We start from the raw sequence: 17,472 nt of genomic DNA on the forward strand, positions 1-17,472 counted from the left end.
GTCATCCCGCACCTCCTCACAGGTACAGAAGACCCCCACCACCCCATGCTACCAGACAGCGGGCTTTGCCGTCCTAGAAAAAAAGCAGCCCCGAAGGGCTGCTGAAGTTTATCACCACTGGGAAAACCGGGCGGAGCTTTCGCTCCGCCCGTGCCAGGCTGTGGAGGGTCAGCCCGGGAGCAGAACGGTGTCGACCACGTGGATGACGCCGTTCGATTGCATCACGTCGGCGATGCTGACGGTAGACTTGCCGCCCTTCTTGTCCGTGATGGTGAGTGTGTTGCCTGACGGCGTGACGGTGAGCATCTCACCCTGCACGGTCTTCAGCATGGCCTTGCCGCCGCCTTCCTTCACCTTCGCGGCGAGATCCTGCGCGGTCATCTTGCCGGCCACCACGTGATAGGTGAGCACGCCGGTGAGCTGCGCCTTGTTCTCGGGCTTCAGGAGCGTGTCGACCGTGCCGGCGGGCAGCTTGGTGAAGGCCGCGTTGGTCGGAGCAAACACGGTGAACGGACCCTTGCCCTGCAGGGTCTCCACGAGGCCCGCGGCCTTCACGGCAGCCACGAGGGTCGTGTGGTCCTTCGAATTGACGGCATTGTCGACGATGGTCTTGGACGCGTACATCGGGGCGCCGCCTACCGTCTTGGTCTGCTCCTGCGCCGTCACGGACAGCGTGAGAGCCGGAACGGCCAGGGCGATGGCGGCGGTCATGCAGGCAATGCGAATGTTCATGGATCTGGTCCCTGAATGGATTGGATGAGGATCCCGGCTTGTTGCCGGAGACCGAAGGCTCAACCTTCAGGGCGGATACCCCGCGTGAATGCGATTGGATGCGGGGTCGCGTTTTCGTGAAGAGAGAATTTTTTCGGGTCAGGCGGTGAATGCCGTCGGACCCCTCAGGTAAGCTTCCATGCGGTCGAGCTCGACCTCTTCTGCCGTCACGAGGTGCGGTGCATCCTGCTTGATGTCAGCAATGGGCAGCTTATCGATGGCCGTGCTCTCTTGGAGGGCCTTGTGGAGGTCCTGCAGATGTTTGATCTGCTCATCGTCCGAGCTCTCAGGCGGGTGGCGCGAGGTCATGACATGCTCCTTCGGGGTTAGCCGAAAGTATTGGCGCGATCCGTGTCACAAATAGGGCGCCGTCACAGTGCTGTGGACGCCGTTCCCTTCATCACAACAGGTCCCGTAGGCAGGCCCGTGGGGGAGCCGGTGAGCGGCTCGACCGAGATCGCGAACAGTTGATTCGAGTGCGGCCGGGGCAGGTTGCTCGGATCGAGCAGGACCGTCCTGGCGGTTTGCACCACGCCCACGGAGACCGGCGCTCCGTTCGGCTCCGGGAAGGTCCACACTTGGATGGAGTGGTTGTGAGGGATCTCCATGTCGCCGAGCGGGGTCAGCTCGAGGCGACCGTCGGCGAAGGTGCGCAGCACGGCGCCGGGCTGGTTGGTCTCGCTCATGAGAACCGCCACAAGGGTCGGCTGGCGGGTGGCTTTGTCTGCGAAGTATCCCACGCCCAAGGCGAGCAGGAGGGCTGCCAGCGCACCGGCCATGCCGAAGCTGCGCCAGAAACTGAGGCTGTTCCAGAGCCCCTGCAGCAGGGTCTGCGAGGTGCCCCGCCGCGCGGGTGCCGCAGGCTTCGCGGCTGCCGCCACTGGTTGAGGTTCAAGGCCGGTCTCGATCCGCTGCCACAGGGATTCACCGGGCGGGAGGTCGACGGCCGTGTTGTCCCATTCCGCGAAGCGGGTGCGCCATTGCTGGACGAGGGTCTGGAAGGATGCATCGGATGTCATGAGACGCTCCGCCACTCCGCGCTCCTCGCCCTCGAGGAGGCCGAGAACGTGCTCGGCGGCCAGACGATCCTGATCGTCGCGCGTCATGCCATGCACTCCCGCAGGGCCAGCAGGGACCGTCGGATCCATGACTTGATCGTGCCGAGCGGCACGCCGAGGCGGCCGGCGAGTTCTCCGTGGCTGAGGCCGTGGATGTAGGCGAGCGTGATGGCCTGGCGGCGCGCGGGCTCCAGACCCTCCAGGCAGCGCTTGAGGTTTCCCGTATCGGACAGGCGCATCATCACGGTCTCGGCGCTCTCCTCTTCGCTCGTGAGCCCCATGGGCTCGAAATCCTCGACCAGATCGGTCCGGGTCTCGCCGCGCAGGATGTTGAGCGCCCGGTTGCGCAGGATCGCGTAGAGCCAGGAGCGGGCATCGCCGCGGGCGGGGTCGAAGCTGTCGGCCTTGCGCCAGACTTGGAGGAAGGTGTCGTGCACGGCTTCCTCAGCCAAAGCCCGCCGCCGCAGGAGCCGCATGGCGACGCCCAGCATCCGTGGTGCCTCGCTGTCATAGATGGTGCGCAAGGCCGCGCGATCGCCCCGGGCGCATTGGCCGAGGGCGTGGTTCAGGTCCAAGGCCGGGGAGGCCATCTCCCCCAGCGCTGCCTTCACGCGCGAACTCCGTTTCCACTTGGCTAAGATACACCCGAACCCTGCCGTTGGATGCAAAAGGTCCGAAAAATTCACCGCCCCTGCATCCATAGAGGATTCCGGCGGGTATGCGCAATGTCGGTCGCTCACGGCCGGCGGTTTCAGCCGGAGGATACCATCATGAAGTTTACACCCTTGGCCGCGGCTCTCATCGGGTCGTCACTTGTTGCAGGTGCGGCTCACGCGCAGAGCGTGGCGGCGCTTGTGGGAGACGACATGATCGCCATCGTCGATGTGGCGGGCAAGAAGGTCGAGCGCTCGATGAAGGTCTCGGGCCTCTCCGGCGCGCTGGTCGGCATCGATGTGCGCCCGGCCGACGGCATGCTCTATGGCGTTGTCGCCGACGGAACGGTGGTGACGATCGATCCGGTGACGGGCAAGGCCACCATGAAATCCAAGCTCGACACCATGCTGGCGCCCGGCACCCTGGCGACCGTCGATTTCAACCCGGTGGCGGACCGACTGCGGATCATCGGCTCGGACGGCATGAACCTTCGCGCCAACGTGGATGACGGCAAGGTCACGAAGGACGGCCAGCTGAAGTTTGCCGATGCCGACATGCACAAGGGCAAGATGCCCAAGGTGGTGGCCGGCGCCTACACGAATTCCATGAAGGGCGCGAAGGAGACGGTGCTCTACGACATCGAAGCGAGCGGCGTGCTCGTCCGGCAGGTGCCTCCCAACGACGGCGTGCTGAACTCGGTCGGCATGATGGGTATGGAAGCCGCCGCTGCTGCCTTCGACATCGTGTCCAGCGATGCCACAAACGAAGGTTGGCTCATGAGCGGCAAGTCGCTCTACAAGGTCGATCTGGCAACCGGCAAGGCCTCGGAAGTGGGGATGATCGCGGGCGTGGACGGGACCGTGCGCGACATCGCCGCGATGCCGAAAGCCATGTAGTCCGATAGCGGCGCGCCGGTGATCTTCGGCGCGCCATTCCGCTCAGGCGCAGCTGCGGCCCATGGCGTTGAGGCCCTCGTCCAGAAGGTCGGCGAGGTTCGGGATGCCGATGAGCCAGTCGGCGGTCGAAGCGGAGCTCGCCTCGTCGCGCTCGCGGGCCAGGCGCACGGCGGCGCCCCATTCCTCAGGCTCCATGTCGCCACGGCCGATATAGACCAGGGCGATCAGGTCGGCGCGCTCGTCGTCGTTGAGGCCGGCGATCACATCGCGCACTTCCTCCTCGGTCGCGTCGTCCGGGGAAGCCGTCAGCGCGTCGATGCTGCCGTCGTCGGTGGGGTTCGAGCCCGAAGCCGGGTCGGTCATGCCTTCCTTCACATCGATGGCCCTGGCCCGGAGAATGAGTTCGCAAACCTTATCGAGCGCGATATCCATAGAAACCCTCTTCGAAGTCCGCTTGGGGAAGCCCTTGGGAACAGTCGTTTCGTCACTTGGCTGACAGGGAAACCCGGAAGAGGGGATTCGGTTCAGCTGAGGTTGGCGTTGAGGGCGCTCTGCGCGTAAGGTGGACGAGGTTGGGGATATAACATGCGCCGATCGATCGTTGTCTGGCTGGTGGGGCTGTCCCTCGCCGCCGTTCCCGTTCAGGACTCCTTCGGGCAGGCTGCCCGCCGGGCCGATCCGTTCCAGATGGCGCCGCAGCGTCCGGGACAAACCGACGTTTATCTCCTGTCCTTCGGTCTCTGGGGACCGCAGAGCGTGTTCGAGAGCGAAGCGAAAGGCGCAGCCCGCGTTCTTGAAGCACAGCTCGGCGCAAAAGGCCGCTCCATCGTCCGCTTCAACACCAAGCGCCGGGCTGGCGCGACCCCGCCGACCCTCCTGGCCGCTGCCGAGGCCGTCGGCCGCACGCTCGATCCCGCCGAGGACATCGTGGTGCTCGTCCTGACCTCCCATGGAGCGCCGGAGGGCATCGGTCTCGTGGCCGGACGCGATACCCGCCTCGTGACGCCCGGTGACGTGAGGGCCCTGCTCGAGAGAACCAGGGCGCAGCACCGGGTGGTGATCGTCTCAGCCTGCTATTCGGGTGTTTTCGCCAACGCGCTTGCCGACGCGAGAACCCTGGTGATCACCGCGGCCGCGGCCGACAAACCGTCCTTCGGCTGCCGGGACGGGGCGACCTGGACCTATTTCGGCGATGCCTTCTTCAACAAGGCCCTGAGGGGCAACGCGCGCCTGGATACGGCGTTTGAGAGGGCCCGCGGCCTTGTCACCCAGCGGGAGAAGCGGGAGGGCTTCGATCCCTCCAATCCGCAGATCGCCGGCGGCTCTCGGGTTCTGGAGCGCCTGTACGCCCGTTAAGACAGCTGCCGTGCGGCCAGCGCGCCGATGCGGGCAACCCAGCGCTCGATCCGCCGCCTGTTGACGCCGAAATCCGAGCTGCCGACCTGGCTGCGGGAATACACGGCGAGGGTCGATGCATCATGGCCTCGGTCGAACACCTGCACGACCACGGTATCGGGAAAGCGCATGAACCGGGTGCGCACGAGATAGCGATCCTGCTGCGGGCCCCTGTCGATGAGGCTCGTGCCGGGCTCCGCCAAGGCTGCCTCTGAGACGAGGCTGCGCAGGCGGGCGCCGGGAACGGGAAAGACCGAAGGCTCGGCATCGGGCTTTGCTTGAGGGCAGATGTCTTGAGGGCAGATCAGGGCGTCGTTCGGCGTGGTGCGGCGCCTGAGGGTCGCGAACTCCACAGGCCCGAGATCGGGCGAGCCGAACAGGCCCTGCCATGTTCGCTCAAGCCCCGTTTCCCAGCCGCGCCACAGGCCATAGCCGAGACCGACGCTCACAAGTCCGATTGCCACAGCCTTCTTTCGCATGTTCTGCCCATTCCCCACGGCTTGACAGCCCGGCTGAGAAGAATAGGGCAGGGCGCGCCTCCCTCCTAGCCATTCTCCGGAAGTCCAATGAGCCCTCACGTTGCCCCCATCCTGATGCTGGTCGCCTCGAATGTCTTCATGACCTTCGCGTGGTATGGGCATCTCAAGTACAAGACATCGGCTCTCTGGATGGCGGTGATCGTCAGCTGGGGCATCGCCTTCTTCGAATACTGGCTCGCGGTGCCGGCCAACCGGATCGGTTCCGCGGTCTATTCGGCCGCCGAGCTGAAGACCATGCAGGAGGTCATCACCCTGTTGGTCTTCGCAGGGTTCTCGGTGCTCTACCTGAAGGAGCCGCTCGGCTGGAACCACTTGATCGGCTTCTGCCTCATCGCCGGAGGGGCCGCGTTCATCTTTCAGGGTCGATGACGAAAAGGCCATGGCGCTTCTCATCTATGCAGGCGCGGCGCTCGCCGAGATTGCAGGCTGCTTCGCCTTCTGGGCGTGGCTGCGTCTTGGAAAGACAAGCTGGTGGCTCCTGCCCGGCATGGGGTCGCTGGCGCTGTTCGCCTATCTCTTGACCCTCGCTCCGAGCGATGCCGCTGGGCGCGCTTACGCGGCCTATGGCGGCATCTACATTCTTGCCTCGATCCTTTGGCTCTGGATTGCGGAAGGCTCGCGCCCTGACCGATGGGATATCGCCGGCGGTGCGATTTGCCTTGCGGGCGCGGCCCTCATCCTGTTCGGGCCGAGAGGATGAGCTCTAACGCTGTTCCTGGAGTAGCCAAGACTCCGACGTCATCACCGGCCTTGTGCCGGTGATCCCGATCCGGGAAACGCCTCACCTCAAGCAATCGGGATGGCCGGGACATGCCCGGCCATGACGTCGAGAAATTATCGAGGTTGGCGCCTCACGTCGCAGGCTTCATGCGCAGGATGCGGCCGTTGCGGGAATCTGTCAGCAGATAGACGAAGCCGTCCGGACCCTGGCGCACGTCGCGGATGCGCTCGCCGAGCTGCTGCAGCATGCGCTCCTCGCCCGTCACCCGGTTGCCGTTGGTGTCAAGCCGCGAGACGAGCTTGCCGGCGAGCGCGCCGACCAGAATGCTGCCGCGCCAGGCCGGGAACTTGTCGCCCGTATAGAACGCCATGCCGGACGGGGCGATGGAGGGATCCCAGTAATAGACCGGCTGCTCCAAGCCTTCCTTCTTCGTGCCTTCGCCGAGTTTCGCTCCCGAGTAATCGACCCCGTAGGAGATGACCGGCCAGCCGTAGTTCTTGCCCTTCTGCGGGATGTTGACCTCGTCGCCGCCGCGCGCGCCGTGCTCCACGGTCCAGAGCTCGCCCGTGGTCGGATGAAGCGCCGCCGATTGCAGGTTGCGGTGGCCGATGGACCAGATCTCCGCCCGAGCGTCCTCGCGGTTCAGAAACGGATTGCCCGGGGCAGCACCCCCTTCAGGCTTGATGTGGACGATCTTGCCGATGTGGTTCTCGGGGTTCTGCGCCTGATTGCGCAGATCGAAGCGGTCGCCCAGGGTCACGAACAGGTTGCCCTCGCGGTCGAACACCAGGCGAGAGCCCCAATGGTTCGGTCCCGTATAGGACGGCTCCTGGCGGAAGATGACGGCCAAGGATTCAAGCGCCGTTCCGTTCTCGGCAAGCCGCGCCCTCGCCACGCTGGTGCCGGCGCGGCCCTCGCCGCGATCCTCGGCATAGCTGAGGTAAACGAGTCGGTTCTGGGCGAAGCTGGGATCGAGAGCCACGTCCAGCAGTCCTGCCTGCCCACGCACGGCAATTCGGGGCAAGCCTTCGATCGGCGCGGAGAGGGTTCCATTCGCATCGACGATGCGCAGGCGCCCGGCGCGTTCGGTGACCAGCATGCGGTCGTCGGGCAGGAAGGCGAGGCCCCATGGGTTCTGGAGATCGCGGGCGACCGTCTCGACGATCACCTCCACCTTGTCGGTGCGGAAACGCTGGGTGTCCTGGGCCAGAGCGGGGGAAAGGGCGCCGAAGGTCAGGGCGCAGGCCAGGGCAACACGAAGCTTGAACATACATCTCTCCGTCGGTCGGATGCCGGAGAGCTAGACTCTTGCAGCAGGGCGTCAACCGTGCCGTCGTTCACTCACGCGTTATCGCGGAGAATAGACGTGGATGGTTTTCGTGTCCTGGGCGGAGAGCGTCTGGGTGGTGGCCATGACGGAGAGCGTTGCCAGGCCCATCAGCATGATCAGAGCCAGGGAGCAGCGGCTTTCCTGGCGCCGGTCAAGACGCTGGACACGGGATGAAACATGGCAGGTGTTTCTGGTCTGGAAGGTTTTCATCGGTTCTTCCCCTAGCAACCGAACGACGATCACAGGAGGAAAACTTGTTTGATTCAAGAAAGTTCCAGGGTGCGGCGAAAGTGCTGCTTGCGGACTCTTGGCTAAGTCTTTGTTAACCAATTGTTAACTATTGTGGCAAGCCATTTGCCGATAGCCGATGTCACACAACGGCCGATGGGGCGGCTCGTTCCCTCGCGCCGTGATGCACCGCTTCGATGTTGTGACCGTCCGGATCGAGGGCAAAAGCCGCGTAGTAACCAGGATGGTAGGAGCGCTCCCCAGGCCCGCCATTATCCCGTCCGCCAGCGCCGAGAGCGGCTGCGTGAAAGGCATGAACGCTCTCCCGGTCCTTGGCCTGAAACGCGAGATGGACCCGCGAGACCGGGCCGTTCGCCTTGTCGACCCAAAGCTCGTCGCAGGCGAAATGCTCCGGGCTCTCGGAGGTGAAGTCATGGCCCAAGGCATGCAGGACCGCGCGATAGAAGCGCCGGCTTGCTTCGAGATCGGAGACGCGCAGGTGAATGTGATCGATCAGGCGGCCTTGGTGGCGCTGCATGCCGGTTTCCTTCGGCTGTCATCCCGGGGCTGCGCAGCAGAACCCGGGATCGTGTGACGAGAATCGCGCCTCATCCTAGCGGCGATCCCGGATCGGCTTTCGCCGTCCGGGATGACGCCATTGGAAGGTTTACTCAGCCTTGATGCCGGCCGCCTTGATGATCTCTGCCCAGGTCTGGATTTCCTTGTCGAGATACGGCCTGAAGGCGTCCGGGTTGCGGACATTCAGGGTGAACCCGAGCTTGGTGATCCGCTCCTTCACGTCGGGCCGGTTGAGGATCGCGATGATCGTGCCCGACAGCTTGTCGAGAATGGGCTTGGGCGTGTTCACCGGAGCGAGGAAGGCAGCCCAGGATTCCGCGTCCGCGTTGGTGATGCCCTGCTCGCGCAGGGTCGGCACGTCCGGCGCCTGCGGGTTGCGCTGCGGGCTGGCGATGCCGATGGCGCGCATCTGTCCGGCCTGGAACTGGGAGAGCACGCTCGGCAGGGTCGAGTTCGACACGTCGATGCGCCCGCCCATGATCTCGGTCACCAGGGGAGCGGCGCCCCGGAAGGGCACATGGGTCATCTTGGTGCCCGTACGGGTCATGAACAGCTCGGTGGCGAGATGCGAGCCCGAGCCCACGCCGGTGGAGCCGTAATTCAGCTTGCCCGGATCCTTCTTGGCGAGTTCCACCAGCTCGGGGATCGTCTTCACGGGCAGGTCGTTCTTGACCACGAACACGTGCTCGAAGGCGCCGGCCCCGGCGAGCGGCGCGAAGTCCTTCACGGCGTCGTAGCCCGGCTCTTTGAGCAGGAACATGTTGTTCCCGTGGGTCTGGTTGTTGCCGAACACGATGGTGTAGCCGTCGGGATCCGCCTTGGCGACCGTGCGGGTGCCGACCGCTCCGGAGGCGCCGGCCAGATTCTCGACCAGCACGTTCTGGCCGAGCGACTTGCCCATCTCCTCGGCGACGATGCGGGCGATCACGTCGGTGGGGCCGCCGGCCGGGTAGGGCACCACCATCTTGATGACGCGGGTGGGGAAGTCCTGCGCGGAGGCAGCAGAAGCGAAGAGAGCGGCGCCGGCGAAAAGGCCGAGCGCGAGGCGGCGGGTGAGGGAATGGGTCATCAGAAAAGGCGTCTCCTCAAAAACCCGTCTCGAACGGGCTGTTTTGCTTGCTTGGACAGCTTCGCCGCTTTAGGGTCCGCCGCCGTCACGGTCCCTTTCTAACGTCCCGATCGGAGGATTCCCATGGGCTTTTTGTCTGACGCCCTTTCCCGTATCAAGCCGTCTGCCACCATCGTCATCACGCAGAAGGCGCGGGACCTGAAAGCCCAGGGGCGGGACGTGATCAGCCTCTCCGTCGGCGAGCCGGATTTCGACACGCCCGACAACATCAAGGAAGCGGCCATCGCGGCGATCCGCCGGGGCGAGACCAAGTACACGCCCGTTTCCGGCATCGTGCCGCTGCGCGAGGCGATTGCCCGCAAATTCAAGCGCGAGAACGGCCTCGACTACAAGCCCTCGCAGACCATCGTGTCCACCGGCGGCAAGCACGTGATCTACAACGCGCTGCTCGCCACCCTGAACCCGGGCGACGAGGTCATCATCCCGGCGCCCTACTGGGTGTCGTACCCTGAGATGGTGGTGCTGTGCGGCGGCAAGCCCGTGTTCGTGGATTGCACCATGGAGCACAGCTTCAAGCTTCAGCCGGAGCCGCTCGAGCGTGCGATCACGCCGAAGACCAAGTGGATCATCCTCAACTCGCCGTCGAACCCGACGGGCGCCGCCTATTCGCGCGCCGAGATGAAGGCCATCACCGACGTGCTGATGCGCCACCCGCATGTGTGGGTGCTCACCGATGACATGTACGAGCACCTGACCTACGGCGATTTCGAGTTCGTCACGCCGGCCCAGGTGGAGCCGAACCTCTACGAGCGCACGCTCACCATGAACGGCGTGTCGAAGGCCTATGCCATGACCGGCTGGCGCATCGGCTATGCCGGCGGTCCGCAGCACCTCATCAACGCCATGGATTTCGTGCAGGGCCAGCAGACCTCCGGCACGAGCGCGATCTCGCAATGGGCCGCCGTCGAGGCCCTCGACGGTCCGCAGGATCACCTCAAGGTGTTCAGGAAGGCCTTCGAGGAGCGCCGCGATCTCGTGGTCTCCATGCTCAATCAGGCGAAGGGCCTGAAGTGCCCGATGCCGGAAGGCGCGTTCTACGTCTATCCCTCCTGCGCCGAGGCCATCGGCAAGACTGCGCCGTCGGGCAAGGTGCTGGAGACGGACGAGGACTTCGTGTCCGAGCTGCTGGAAGCAGAAGGCGTCGCCGCCGTGCACGGCTCGTCCTTCGGGCTGGGCCCCAACTTCCGCATCTCCTACGCCACGTCCAACGCGGCGCTTGAGGATGCCTGCAACCGCATCCAGCGCTTCTGCGGATCGTTGCGCTGATGACCCTGCCGCGGACCTTCCATCCCGATCCCGCGGCAGAGCCCTACCGGGCCAATCCCGCCTCCACGCACCGCGTGAAGTTCGACGCCCGCGTCGACTTCACCAACGGCGGCTACGTGGAGGCAAAGGATTTCCTGCTCGACATCGAGGGTGACGGCATTGCGCCTGAACGTCTTGCCGAGATGATCGTCTCGGCCATGAACCTTTTGCGCGCCGGTCCCGTGACGATCTCGGCCATGCGCGTGGTGAGACGCGGCGAGCATCAGGACGGGTGACCGTTTTGCCCTCTCCCCGAAGCGGGAGAGGGTGGCCTGCAAAGCAGGCAGGGAGAGGGCCTGCTACAGCACGAACCAGCTCTTCTGCAGCTCGAGTGAGCCCTTGATCTTGATCACGCCTTCCGCTGACCGGTCATTGTCGGTGTTGAGGTACACATAAGTCGCGCTCTTCGTCTTCTCGAAGCGCACCTCGCCGGCCTTGCTGAAGTTCTTGTCATCGCCGATGAACGAGAACTTCTGGTCGCCCCGCTTCTTCGTGTTGGCGTCCACCGCCTTCAGGTCGATCTTGTCGCCGCGCCGTCCGGAGAAGTCGGTGAGGTAATCGGCCCGGCTCTTCGACGAACTCGTCTCCCGGTCGTCGAACACGAAGGTGTCGCGCCCTGTGTTGCCGGTCAGAGTGTCCTTGCCCGTGCCGCCGGACAGGCGGTCGTTGCCGGCGCCGCCCGAGAGTTTGTTGGCGCCGGCATTGCCGGTGAGGCTGTTAGCAAGGCCGTTGCCGCTGAGCACCAGGCTGGCAGTGCCGTCCACTGCCCTCAGGTTTTCCACCTGAGCATGCGCGGCAAGCGAGAAGCTGAGGCCCGTGATGACGGTGTCGGTGCCATTGCCGGCGGCTTCGATAATCATGTCCGTCCCGTCGGTCACATAGATGTCGTCGCCGGCGCCGCCGTCCAGAACGTCCGCGCCCGCGGCGCCGTCCAGCCTGTCGTTGCCGCCTGCACCATTGAGGATGTTGGCAAAGGCATCTCCCGTGAGGATGTCGCTGTCCGCGCCGCCGGAGAGCGTGTCGGCCACGGCGGTGTTGCGCACCATGGTGCTGCTGCTCGTGTCGATGGTGTGCGCCACGCTCCAGGTCAGCGCCCCTTCGGTCAGGATCACAGTGGCGGCCTTGGCGCCGGTGCTGGCATAAACGTGGTGGAAAGCGGCGCTGCCGCCGGCAGGCGTCGCGGTGCTGCTGGTGCCGTCTCCCCAGGCAATGGTGGCGCTGGAGGCATTGCCCACTGCCAACGTGGTCTCGATGAAGCGGCCCTCCGCGATGGCAGAAGCATTGGCCTTGTACAGCAGGTCGACCCGGAACACGTCGTCATTCTCGTTCATATCGCCGGGAGCAAGATTGCCTGAAGGGCTCGTGAAGAGCGCATAGCGGCCGTCCGGGCTAATGTGAGGCACGTAGTCATCGCGTTGTGATCCACTATCCGCGGATAGGACTGTTATGGCTCCGGTGACGAGATCCTTGACGAAGACGTTCTTCGCGCCCGCCGGGCTCCCGGCGACGAGGTTGCTGGCATCGCTCTTGAAGATCACGTAACGCCCGTCGGCGCTGATGCGGGCTCCCTCGGAACTCGCATTCGCCGCCCCGCCATTGGCGGCAGCCGACACCAGGATGACCTCGCCGGTCTGCAGATCCTTGCGGAAGATGTCCCGCGTGCCGTCCAGGCCGCCGCCGAGGTCTTTGGCATGGCTCTCGAACACCACGTAGCGCCCGTCGGGTGTAAGATGCGGGTTGTAGGAGTGGTCGTCGCCGAGAGCGTTGCCGGCGCCTGACACCAGGTTGACGGCGCCGGTCACCATGTCCTTGCGGTAGATATCTGAGCGCCCGTTGAGGTCCGTTCCTCCAAGATTGTTGGCGTTGGTCTCGAAGACCACGTAGCGCCCGTCCGCGCTGAGCTGCGCGTTCTTGGAGTCGTTGCGTCCCTCGGTGCCCCCTTGCGAGACCGAGACCAGTTCGGTCGTTCCGCTCCAGGTGTCCTTCCTGTAGATGTGGGCACGACCCAGAGCTGTGCCGGCAACGAGAGTGTTGGCGCCGCTCTCGAAGACCACGTAGCGCCCGTCCGCGCTGACCTGGGTTTTTTGAGATGCCTCATTGGCTTCGTCTCCCAGCGTGCTCGTCGACACGCGGGTCAAGAGGCCGGTACTCAGATCCTTGAGGAAAATGTCATCGTCGGTATTCGTGTCATCAGCAACGAGATTATTGGCGCTTGAAGCGAACACCACAAAGCGTCCATTCGCGCTGATCGCTGAAGAAAAAGAGTCGCCATCCGCCTGCACGCCTCCTTGCGTGACGGAGACCAGGCTGAGGCTTCCTGTCAGCGTGTCCTTCAAAAATATTTTCGTCCCTGTGAATGGGACATTAGGGACGATATTGCTGTCACTGTCGAAGACAATATACCGGCCTCCCATGCTCAGTTGCCCGCCCCACGAGGGGTCGGTCTCCTGCCCTCCATTAACAGCAGCGCTGACACGCTGGATGATTTCGCTCGCTTGAGGCTTGCGGACGGACTGGACGGAGAGAAACATGGAAGGGCTCCAACAGAAAAGCTAGCTTCTACAAAGACGCGGTTTGACCCTATCAATTGAGAAAAGCTTCCCCTGCGCAACTCTCCAAACAGAGGGGATGCTGCGCGCCGATCTTCGCCTATTCGTGGCCTTCAGCCTGAGTTGAGGCCGTCTCTTTGCTTCGAACGTTCGACGAGGCTGGCTGTCCGATTGCGTTGAACGGCGGTTGCGGCTCGACTGGCCTGAGCTTGGCTTTAAGGGTCCGGAGCATCCCCACAAAACCCCTTGCCATTCCGCAACGACAGGCAGAGCATCATCCTCAACGCGTCCTGGACAAGAGCGCGCCAACAGCGGGGGCAGGGAAGGATGATGTCCTATGGCACCCAACGGCAGACTAGGTGCGGGCCCGCGATGCATCGCGATCGTCGGCCCGTTTCAGAGCGGCAAGACCACGCTTCTTGAGGCCATCCTGGAGCGGACCGGAGCCATCTCGCGGGCCGGCCGCGTGGCAACGAAGGACAGCGTGGGGGATGCGAGCGCCGAGGCCCGCGCCCATGCCATGAGCATCGAGCCCAATGTGGCCACGGTGAATTTTCTCGGCGAGAACCTGACCTTCGTCGATTGCCCCGGCTCCACTGAATTCCTGCACGAAATGCGCAACATCACGCCGGTCTGCGACGCGGCGATCGTCGTATGCGAGGCGGATGAGCGCAAGATCCCGGCGCTCGAAATCATCCTGCGCGAGTTGGAAGAAGCCGACATTCCGCGCTTCCTCTTCATCAATAAAATCGACACGGCCAACCAGCGCATTCGCGACACGCTCGCGATCCTGCAGGAAGCCTCGCGCACGCCGCTGCTCCTGCGCCAGATCCCGCTCTGGAAGGACGGCATCGCGATCGGCTTTATCGATCTCGCGCTCGAGCGCGCCTTCATCTATCGCGAGCATGCGCCGAGCGAGATCGTGGATCTGCCCGAGGGCGAGCTGCCGCGGGAGAAGGAAGCGCGCTTTGCCATGCTGGAGCGACTGGCCGATTATGACGACGAGCTCATGGAGGAGCTGATCTCGGAGATCGAGCCCCCGCGCGACCAGATTTTCGATGATCTGTCGAAGGAGCTGAGGGAACGTCACGTGGTGCCGGCGCTCATCGGTTCGGCCGAGCGCGGCAATGGTGTCACGCGGCTTCTCAAGGCGCTGCGCCACGAGGCGCCGGATCTTGCGCAGACAAGGGCACGCCTCGGCATTGCCGAAGAAGGGGCGCCCCTGGCCCAGACCATGAAGACCCTGCACCAGGGGCAGGGCGGCAAGCTCTCCGTGGCCCGCGTCATGCGCGGGACCTTCCGAGAGGGCGACACCGTGGTGGGCTCCCGCGGCGGCGAAGGACGCATCGGCAGCCTCCTGACGATGATCGGCACCACCACGACCCGGACGGCGGAGGCTGTTGCCGGGGATACGGTTGGCTTCGGCCGCCTGGAGGGGATTGCCACGGGCGACAGCTTCGTGGCCGGAAAAACGCGGCCCGAGGCTATTCTGTCGGTTGCGCCGCCCGAGCCGGTCTATGCGATGGCCCTCAAGGTCAAGGACCGCAAGGACGACGTGCGCCTCTCGAGCGCGCTGGCCAAGATCACCGAGGAGGATCCTTCGCTGGTGATCGAAACCCGGCCCGAGATGGGTGAGATCCGGCTTCATGGGCAAGGCGAGATGCACCTGCGGGTAGCAGTCGAGAAGCTAGCCTCGCGCTTCCAGGTCGGCGTGGAGACCGCCAAACCCAGGGTGGCCTATTGCGAGACGATCAAGCTGCCGGCCGCGGCGAGAGGACGCCACCGCAAGCAGACCGGCGGCCATGGCCAGTTCGGCGATGTGATGATCGAGATCAAGCCGTTGCCGCGCGGCGAGGGCTTCGCCTTCCAGGACCGGATCACCGGCGGCGTGGTGCCGCGCCAGTACATCCCGTCCGTGGAGACGGGGGTGCGGGACGCCCTCAGATGCGGGCCACTCGGCTTTCCCGTGGTGGATCTCGCCGTATCGCTGACGGATGGCTCCTACCACACGGTCGATTCCTCGGATGCGGCCTTCCAGGCGGCGGCGAAGCTCGCGCTGGCGGAGGCCCTGCCGAAGGCCAAGCCCGTGTTGCTGGAGCCGGTGCTCTCCGTGGAGATCACGATCCCGTCCGAGGCCCTGTCCAAGGCCACGGCCCTGGTGACCGGCCGGCGCGGGCAGATCCTCGGCTATGACGAGCGGCCCGGCTGGTCAGGCTGGCAGGTCCTGAGCGCCACGATCCCGGAATCCGAGATCGGCGATCTCATCGTGGAGCTGCGTTCAGCGACGGCCGGTGTGGGAACGTTCTCGACCCGGTTCGATCACATGGCCGAACTCAGCGGCCGCCCGGCCGACATGGTGCTGCAGAAGGCACACTGAATGCCCTGACCTGAACGATCGATCAGATCGTTCAGGTCTAAACTATTCCATCGACAAAAGGACTCTTCCGCGCCAAGTTAAGCTTTGACGGAGACGCCATCTCCCATGAAGCCAACCTCGCCCCGAAGCGGAGGACGACGATGAACGCCACAACCCCTGCGCCTGCCCCGGCTGGTGCTCCGGATCCTTCAGCCGCCCGCCCCTGGCTCAAATCCTATCCCGCAAGCGTTCCGCCTACAATCGATGAGGCCAGGATCGGCACGCTCAACGACATCTTCCGCGACGCCCTTTCCAAATATCCGAACCGTCCGGCCGCCGAGAGCTTCGGCAAGCGCGTGACTTATGGTCAGCTCGGGCGCGATGCGGATGCGGTTGCCTCCTGGCTCCAGGGGCAGGGGCTGAAGAAGGGCGACCGGGTCGCCATCATGATGCCGAACGTCATGGCCTATCCGGCGGTCCTGTTCGGGATTCTTATGGCCGGCGGCACGGTGGTGAACGTCAACCCGCTCTATACCCCGCGGGAGCTGACCTACCAGCTCAACGATTCCGGCGCCCGCTTCTTGTTCGTGCTCGAAAATTTCGGCACGACGGTCCAGGAGGCGCTGCCGGAGATCAAGCTGGATCGGGTCATCGTCGTCGCGCCGGGCGATCTGCTGGGCCTCAAGGGCGCGATCATCAATCTCGTCTCGCGCCGCGTGAAGAAGGCCGTGAAGCCGTTCACCCTGCCGCACGCCGTACCCTTCAAGGCCGTCATGGCGGAGAGCGCGCGGAAGAAGCCGCAGCCGGTTGCCGTTGCGCCCGATGACATCGCCTTCCTGCAATATACGGGCGGCACGACCGGCGTTGCCAAGGGCGCCACGCTGCTCCATCGCAACGTGGTGGCCAATGTGCTGCAGCTGGAAGCCTGGATGGCGCCGTTCTTCGGCGAGCGGGAGGATCATGTGATGGTGACGGCCCTGCCGCTCTATCACATCTTCGCCCTCACGGTCTGCGGGTTGCTGATGACCAAGATGGGCGGCTGCCAATTGCTGATCGCCAATCCGCGCGACATTCCGGGCTTCGTCAAGACATTGCAGAAGAGCCGCATCACGCTGATGTCGGGCCTCAACACGCTCTACAATGCCCTGGCTCATGCGCCGGGCATCGAGAAGGTGGACTTTTCCCAGATGGTGCTGGCCGTATCCGGCGGCATGGCCACCCAGGAAGCCGTGGCCAGGAAGTGGAAGCAGGTGACCGGGCAGCCGATCGTGGAGGGTTACGGCCTCTCAGAGACCTCGCCTGTGGTCTGCGCCAACCGTCTCGACATCGAGGAGTTCACCGGCACCATCGGCTATCCGCTGCCGTCGACCGACGTGAGCGTGCGCTCCAGCGACGGGACCAGCCTGCCTCTGGGCGAGCGCGGTGAATTGTGCGTGAAGGGCCCGCAGGTGATGGCAGGGTACTGGAACCGCCCCGACGAGACCGCCAAGGTCATGACCTCAGACGGCTGGTTCCGCACCGGAGACGTGGCGGTCATCCTGCCCGACGGTCAGGTCAAGATCGTGGACCGCATGAAGGACATGGTCCTCGTGTCCGGCTTCAACGTCTATCCGAACGAGGTCGAGGATGTGCTCGCCAAGCATCCGGGCGTAATGGAATCGGCGGTCATCGGGTTGCCGGACGAGCATTCGGGCGAGGCGGTGGTGGCCTACGTGGTCCGCAAGGACGCGAACATCACGGCCGACGAGCTGCGTCAGTTCTGCCGGGAGCACATGACCGGCTACAAGGTGCCCCGCCGGATCGAGTTCCGCGAGGCCCTGCCGAAGACCAATGTGGGCAAGGTTCTGCGCCGTGCGCTGAAGGAGGAGGCGGAGCAGTCCCACGTCCGCTGGAGCTGAGGCCTGAGGTGCTCTGAAAAGAAAAAAGCCGGGCCAAAGGCCCGGCAAAAGTAGAGGTCCGACA

The 17,472-nt window shown here is 64.5% G+C and carries 19 protein-coding genes; 8 read left to right on the top strand and 11 right to left on the bottom strand.

The genetic code is table 11. The features are described from left to right. Nucleotides 1-168: 168 nt before the first annotated feature. From JKL45_RS03785 to JKL45_RS03800, 4 genes are all read right to left on the bottom strand, one after another. On the bottom strand, nt 169-732 hold the full coding sequence (locus JKL45_RS03785; RefSeq protein ID WP_201859793.1) for a fasciclin domain-containing protein: 564 nt from the start codon (nt 730-732) through the stop codon (nt 169-171). 138 nt (nt 733-870) lie between these two features. Further along, entirely contained in the window at nt 871-1,080 is a 210-nt protein-coding gene (locus JKL45_RS03790) for a hypothetical protein (RefSeq protein WP_201859794.1), read from the bottom strand. Nucleotides 1,081-1,142: 62 nt separating this feature from the next. Then, nucleotides 1,143-1,877 carry an anti-sigma factor gene (locus JKL45_RS03795; RefSeq protein ID WP_201859795.1) on the bottom strand — a complete coding sequence of 245 codons (735 nt, stop codon included), beginning with the start codon at nt 1,875-1,877 and terminating at the stop codon, nt 1,143-1,145. After that, on the bottom strand, nt 1,874-2,419 hold the full coding sequence (locus JKL45_RS03800) for a sigma-70 family RNA polymerase sigma factor (protein WP_201860070.1): 546 nt from the start codon (nt 2,417-2,419) through the stop codon (nt 1,874-1,876). The genes JKL45_RS03795 and JKL45_RS03800 overlap by 4 nt, the downstream gene beginning before the upstream one ends. A 180-nt stretch (nt 2,420-2,599) precedes the next feature. On the opposite strand from JKL45_RS03800, the gene JKL45_RS03805 reads away from it, so the two are divergent. Further along, nucleotides 2,600-3,379 carry a DUF4394 domain-containing protein gene (locus tag JKL45_RS03805; protein ID WP_201859796.1) on the top strand — a complete coding sequence of 260 codons (780 nt, stop codon included), beginning with the start codon at nt 2,600-2,602 and terminating at the stop codon, nt 3,377-3,379. A 42-nt stretch (nt 3,380-3,421) separates the two neighbouring features. Here the strand turns inward: JKL45_RS03805 and JKL45_RS03810 are convergent, their stop codons facing one another. Further along, nucleotides 3,422-3,811 carry a DUF3775 domain-containing protein gene (locus JKL45_RS03810; protein ID WP_201859797.1) on the bottom strand — a complete coding sequence of 130 codons (390 nt, stop codon included), beginning with the start codon at nt 3,809-3,811 and terminating at the stop codon, nt 3,422-3,424. A gap of 153 nt (nt 3,812-3,964) precedes the next feature. On the opposite strand from JKL45_RS03810, the gene JKL45_RS03815 reads away from it, so the two are divergent. Continuing rightward, nucleotides 3,965-4,735 carry a C13 family peptidase gene (locus JKL45_RS03815; protein ID WP_201859798.1) on the top strand — a complete coding sequence of 257 codons (771 nt, stop codon included), beginning with the start codon at nt 3,965-3,967 and terminating at the stop codon, nt 4,733-4,735. Here the strand turns inward: JKL45_RS03815 and JKL45_RS03820 are convergent. Beyond that, on the bottom strand, nt 4,732-5,253 hold the full coding sequence (locus tag JKL45_RS03820; RefSeq protein WP_201859799.1) for a DUF1499 domain-containing protein: 522 nt from the start codon (nt 5,251-5,253) through the stop codon (nt 4,732-4,734). The two genes, JKL45_RS03815 and JKL45_RS03820, sit on opposite strands and share 4 nt — an antisense overlap. A gap of 87 nt (nt 5,254-5,340) precedes the next feature. Between JKL45_RS03820 and JKL45_RS03825 the strand changes: the two genes are divergently transcribed. Both JKL45_RS03825 and JKL45_RS03830 read left to right on the top strand, forming a co-directional pair. After that, on the top strand, nt 5,341-5,682 hold the full coding sequence (locus tag JKL45_RS03825; protein WP_201859800.1) for a DMT family protein: 342 nt from the start codon (nt 5,341-5,343) through the stop codon (nt 5,680-5,682). Between the two features lie 10 nt (nt 5,683-5,692). After that, nucleotides 5,693-6,013, top strand: coding sequence for a YnfA family protein (locus JKL45_RS03830; protein ID WP_201859801.1), 321 nt, complete (start codon nt 5,693-5,695; stop codon nt 6,011-6,013). A 151-nt stretch (nt 6,014-6,164) separates the two neighbouring features. Here JKL45_RS03830 and JKL45_RS03835 read toward each other — a convergent pair whose 3' ends face one another. From JKL45_RS03835 to JKL45_RS03850, 4 genes are all read right to left on the bottom strand, one after another. Further along, a complete protein-coding gene (locus JKL45_RS03835; protein WP_201859802.1) occupies nt 6,165-7,304 on the bottom strand; it encodes a PQQ-dependent sugar dehydrogenase in 1,140 nt (379 codons plus the stop codon). Between the two features lie 78 nt (nt 7,305-7,382). Next, nucleotides 7,383-7,574, bottom strand: coding sequence for a hypothetical protein (locus JKL45_RS03840; protein ID WP_201859803.1), 192 nt, complete (start codon nt 7,572-7,574; stop codon nt 7,383-7,385). 160 nt (nt 7,575-7,734) lie between these two features. Continuing rightward, nucleotides 7,735-8,130: a VOC family protein gene (locus tag JKL45_RS03845; protein ID WP_201859804.1), complete on the bottom strand. Its 396-nt coding sequence runs from the start codon at nt 8,128-8,130 to the stop codon at nt 7,735-7,737. Between the two features lie 129 nt (nt 8,131-8,259). Then, nucleotides 8,260-9,240 (bottom strand): Bug family tripartite tricarboxylate transporter substrate binding protein, encoded by a 981-nt coding sequence (locus tag JKL45_RS03850; protein ID WP_201859805.1) that lies wholly within the window; start codon nt 9,238-9,240, stop codon nt 8,260-8,262. Nucleotides 9,241-9,363: 123 nt separating this feature from the next. On the opposite strand from JKL45_RS03850, the gene JKL45_RS03855 reads away from it, so the two are divergent. Together JKL45_RS03855 and JKL45_RS03860 are read left to right on the top strand one after the other, a co-directional pair. Beyond that, a complete protein-coding gene (locus JKL45_RS03855) occupies nt 9,364-10,566 on the top strand; it encodes a pyridoxal phosphate-dependent aminotransferase (protein WP_201859806.1) in 1,203 nt (400 codons plus the stop codon). After that, nucleotides 10,566-10,841 carry a hypothetical protein gene (locus tag JKL45_RS03860; protein ID WP_201859807.1) on the top strand — a complete coding sequence of 92 codons (276 nt, stop codon included), beginning with the start codon at nt 10,566-10,568 and terminating at the stop codon, nt 10,839-10,841. The genes JKL45_RS03855 and JKL45_RS03860 overlap by 1 nt, the downstream gene beginning before the upstream one ends. A 63-nt stretch (nt 10,842-10,904) precedes the next feature. Here the strand turns inward: JKL45_RS03860 and JKL45_RS03865 are convergent, their stop codons facing one another. Further along, nucleotides 10,905-13,136, bottom strand: a complete 2,232-nt coding sequence (locus JKL45_RS03865; RefSeq protein WP_201859808.1) for a hypothetical protein — start codon at nt 13,134-13,136, stop codon at nt 10,905-10,907. Nucleotides 13,137-13,491: 355 nt separating this feature from the next. Here JKL45_RS03865 and JKL45_RS03870 point away from each other — a divergent pair, with 355 nt between their 5' ends. Next, the gene (locus JKL45_RS03870) at nt 13,492-15,531 is read left to right on the top strand and encodes an elongation factor G (protein WP_201859809.1); all 2,040 of its coding nucleotides are present in this window, start codon (nt 13,492-13,494) and stop codon (nt 15,529-15,531) included. Between the two features lie 140 nt (nt 15,532-15,671). After that, nucleotides 15,672-17,408, top strand: a complete 1,737-nt coding sequence (locus tag JKL45_RS03875; RefSeq protein WP_201859810.1) for an AMP-binding protein — start codon at nt 15,672-15,674, stop codon at nt 17,406-17,408. The last annotated feature ends 64 nt before the right edge of the window (nt 17,409-17,472 follow it).

Source organism: Microvirga soli (assembly GCF_016734765.1).
Taxonomy (GTDB): Bacteria; Pseudomonadota; Alphaproteobacteria; order Rhizobiales; family Beijerinckiaceae; genus Microvirga; species Microvirga soli.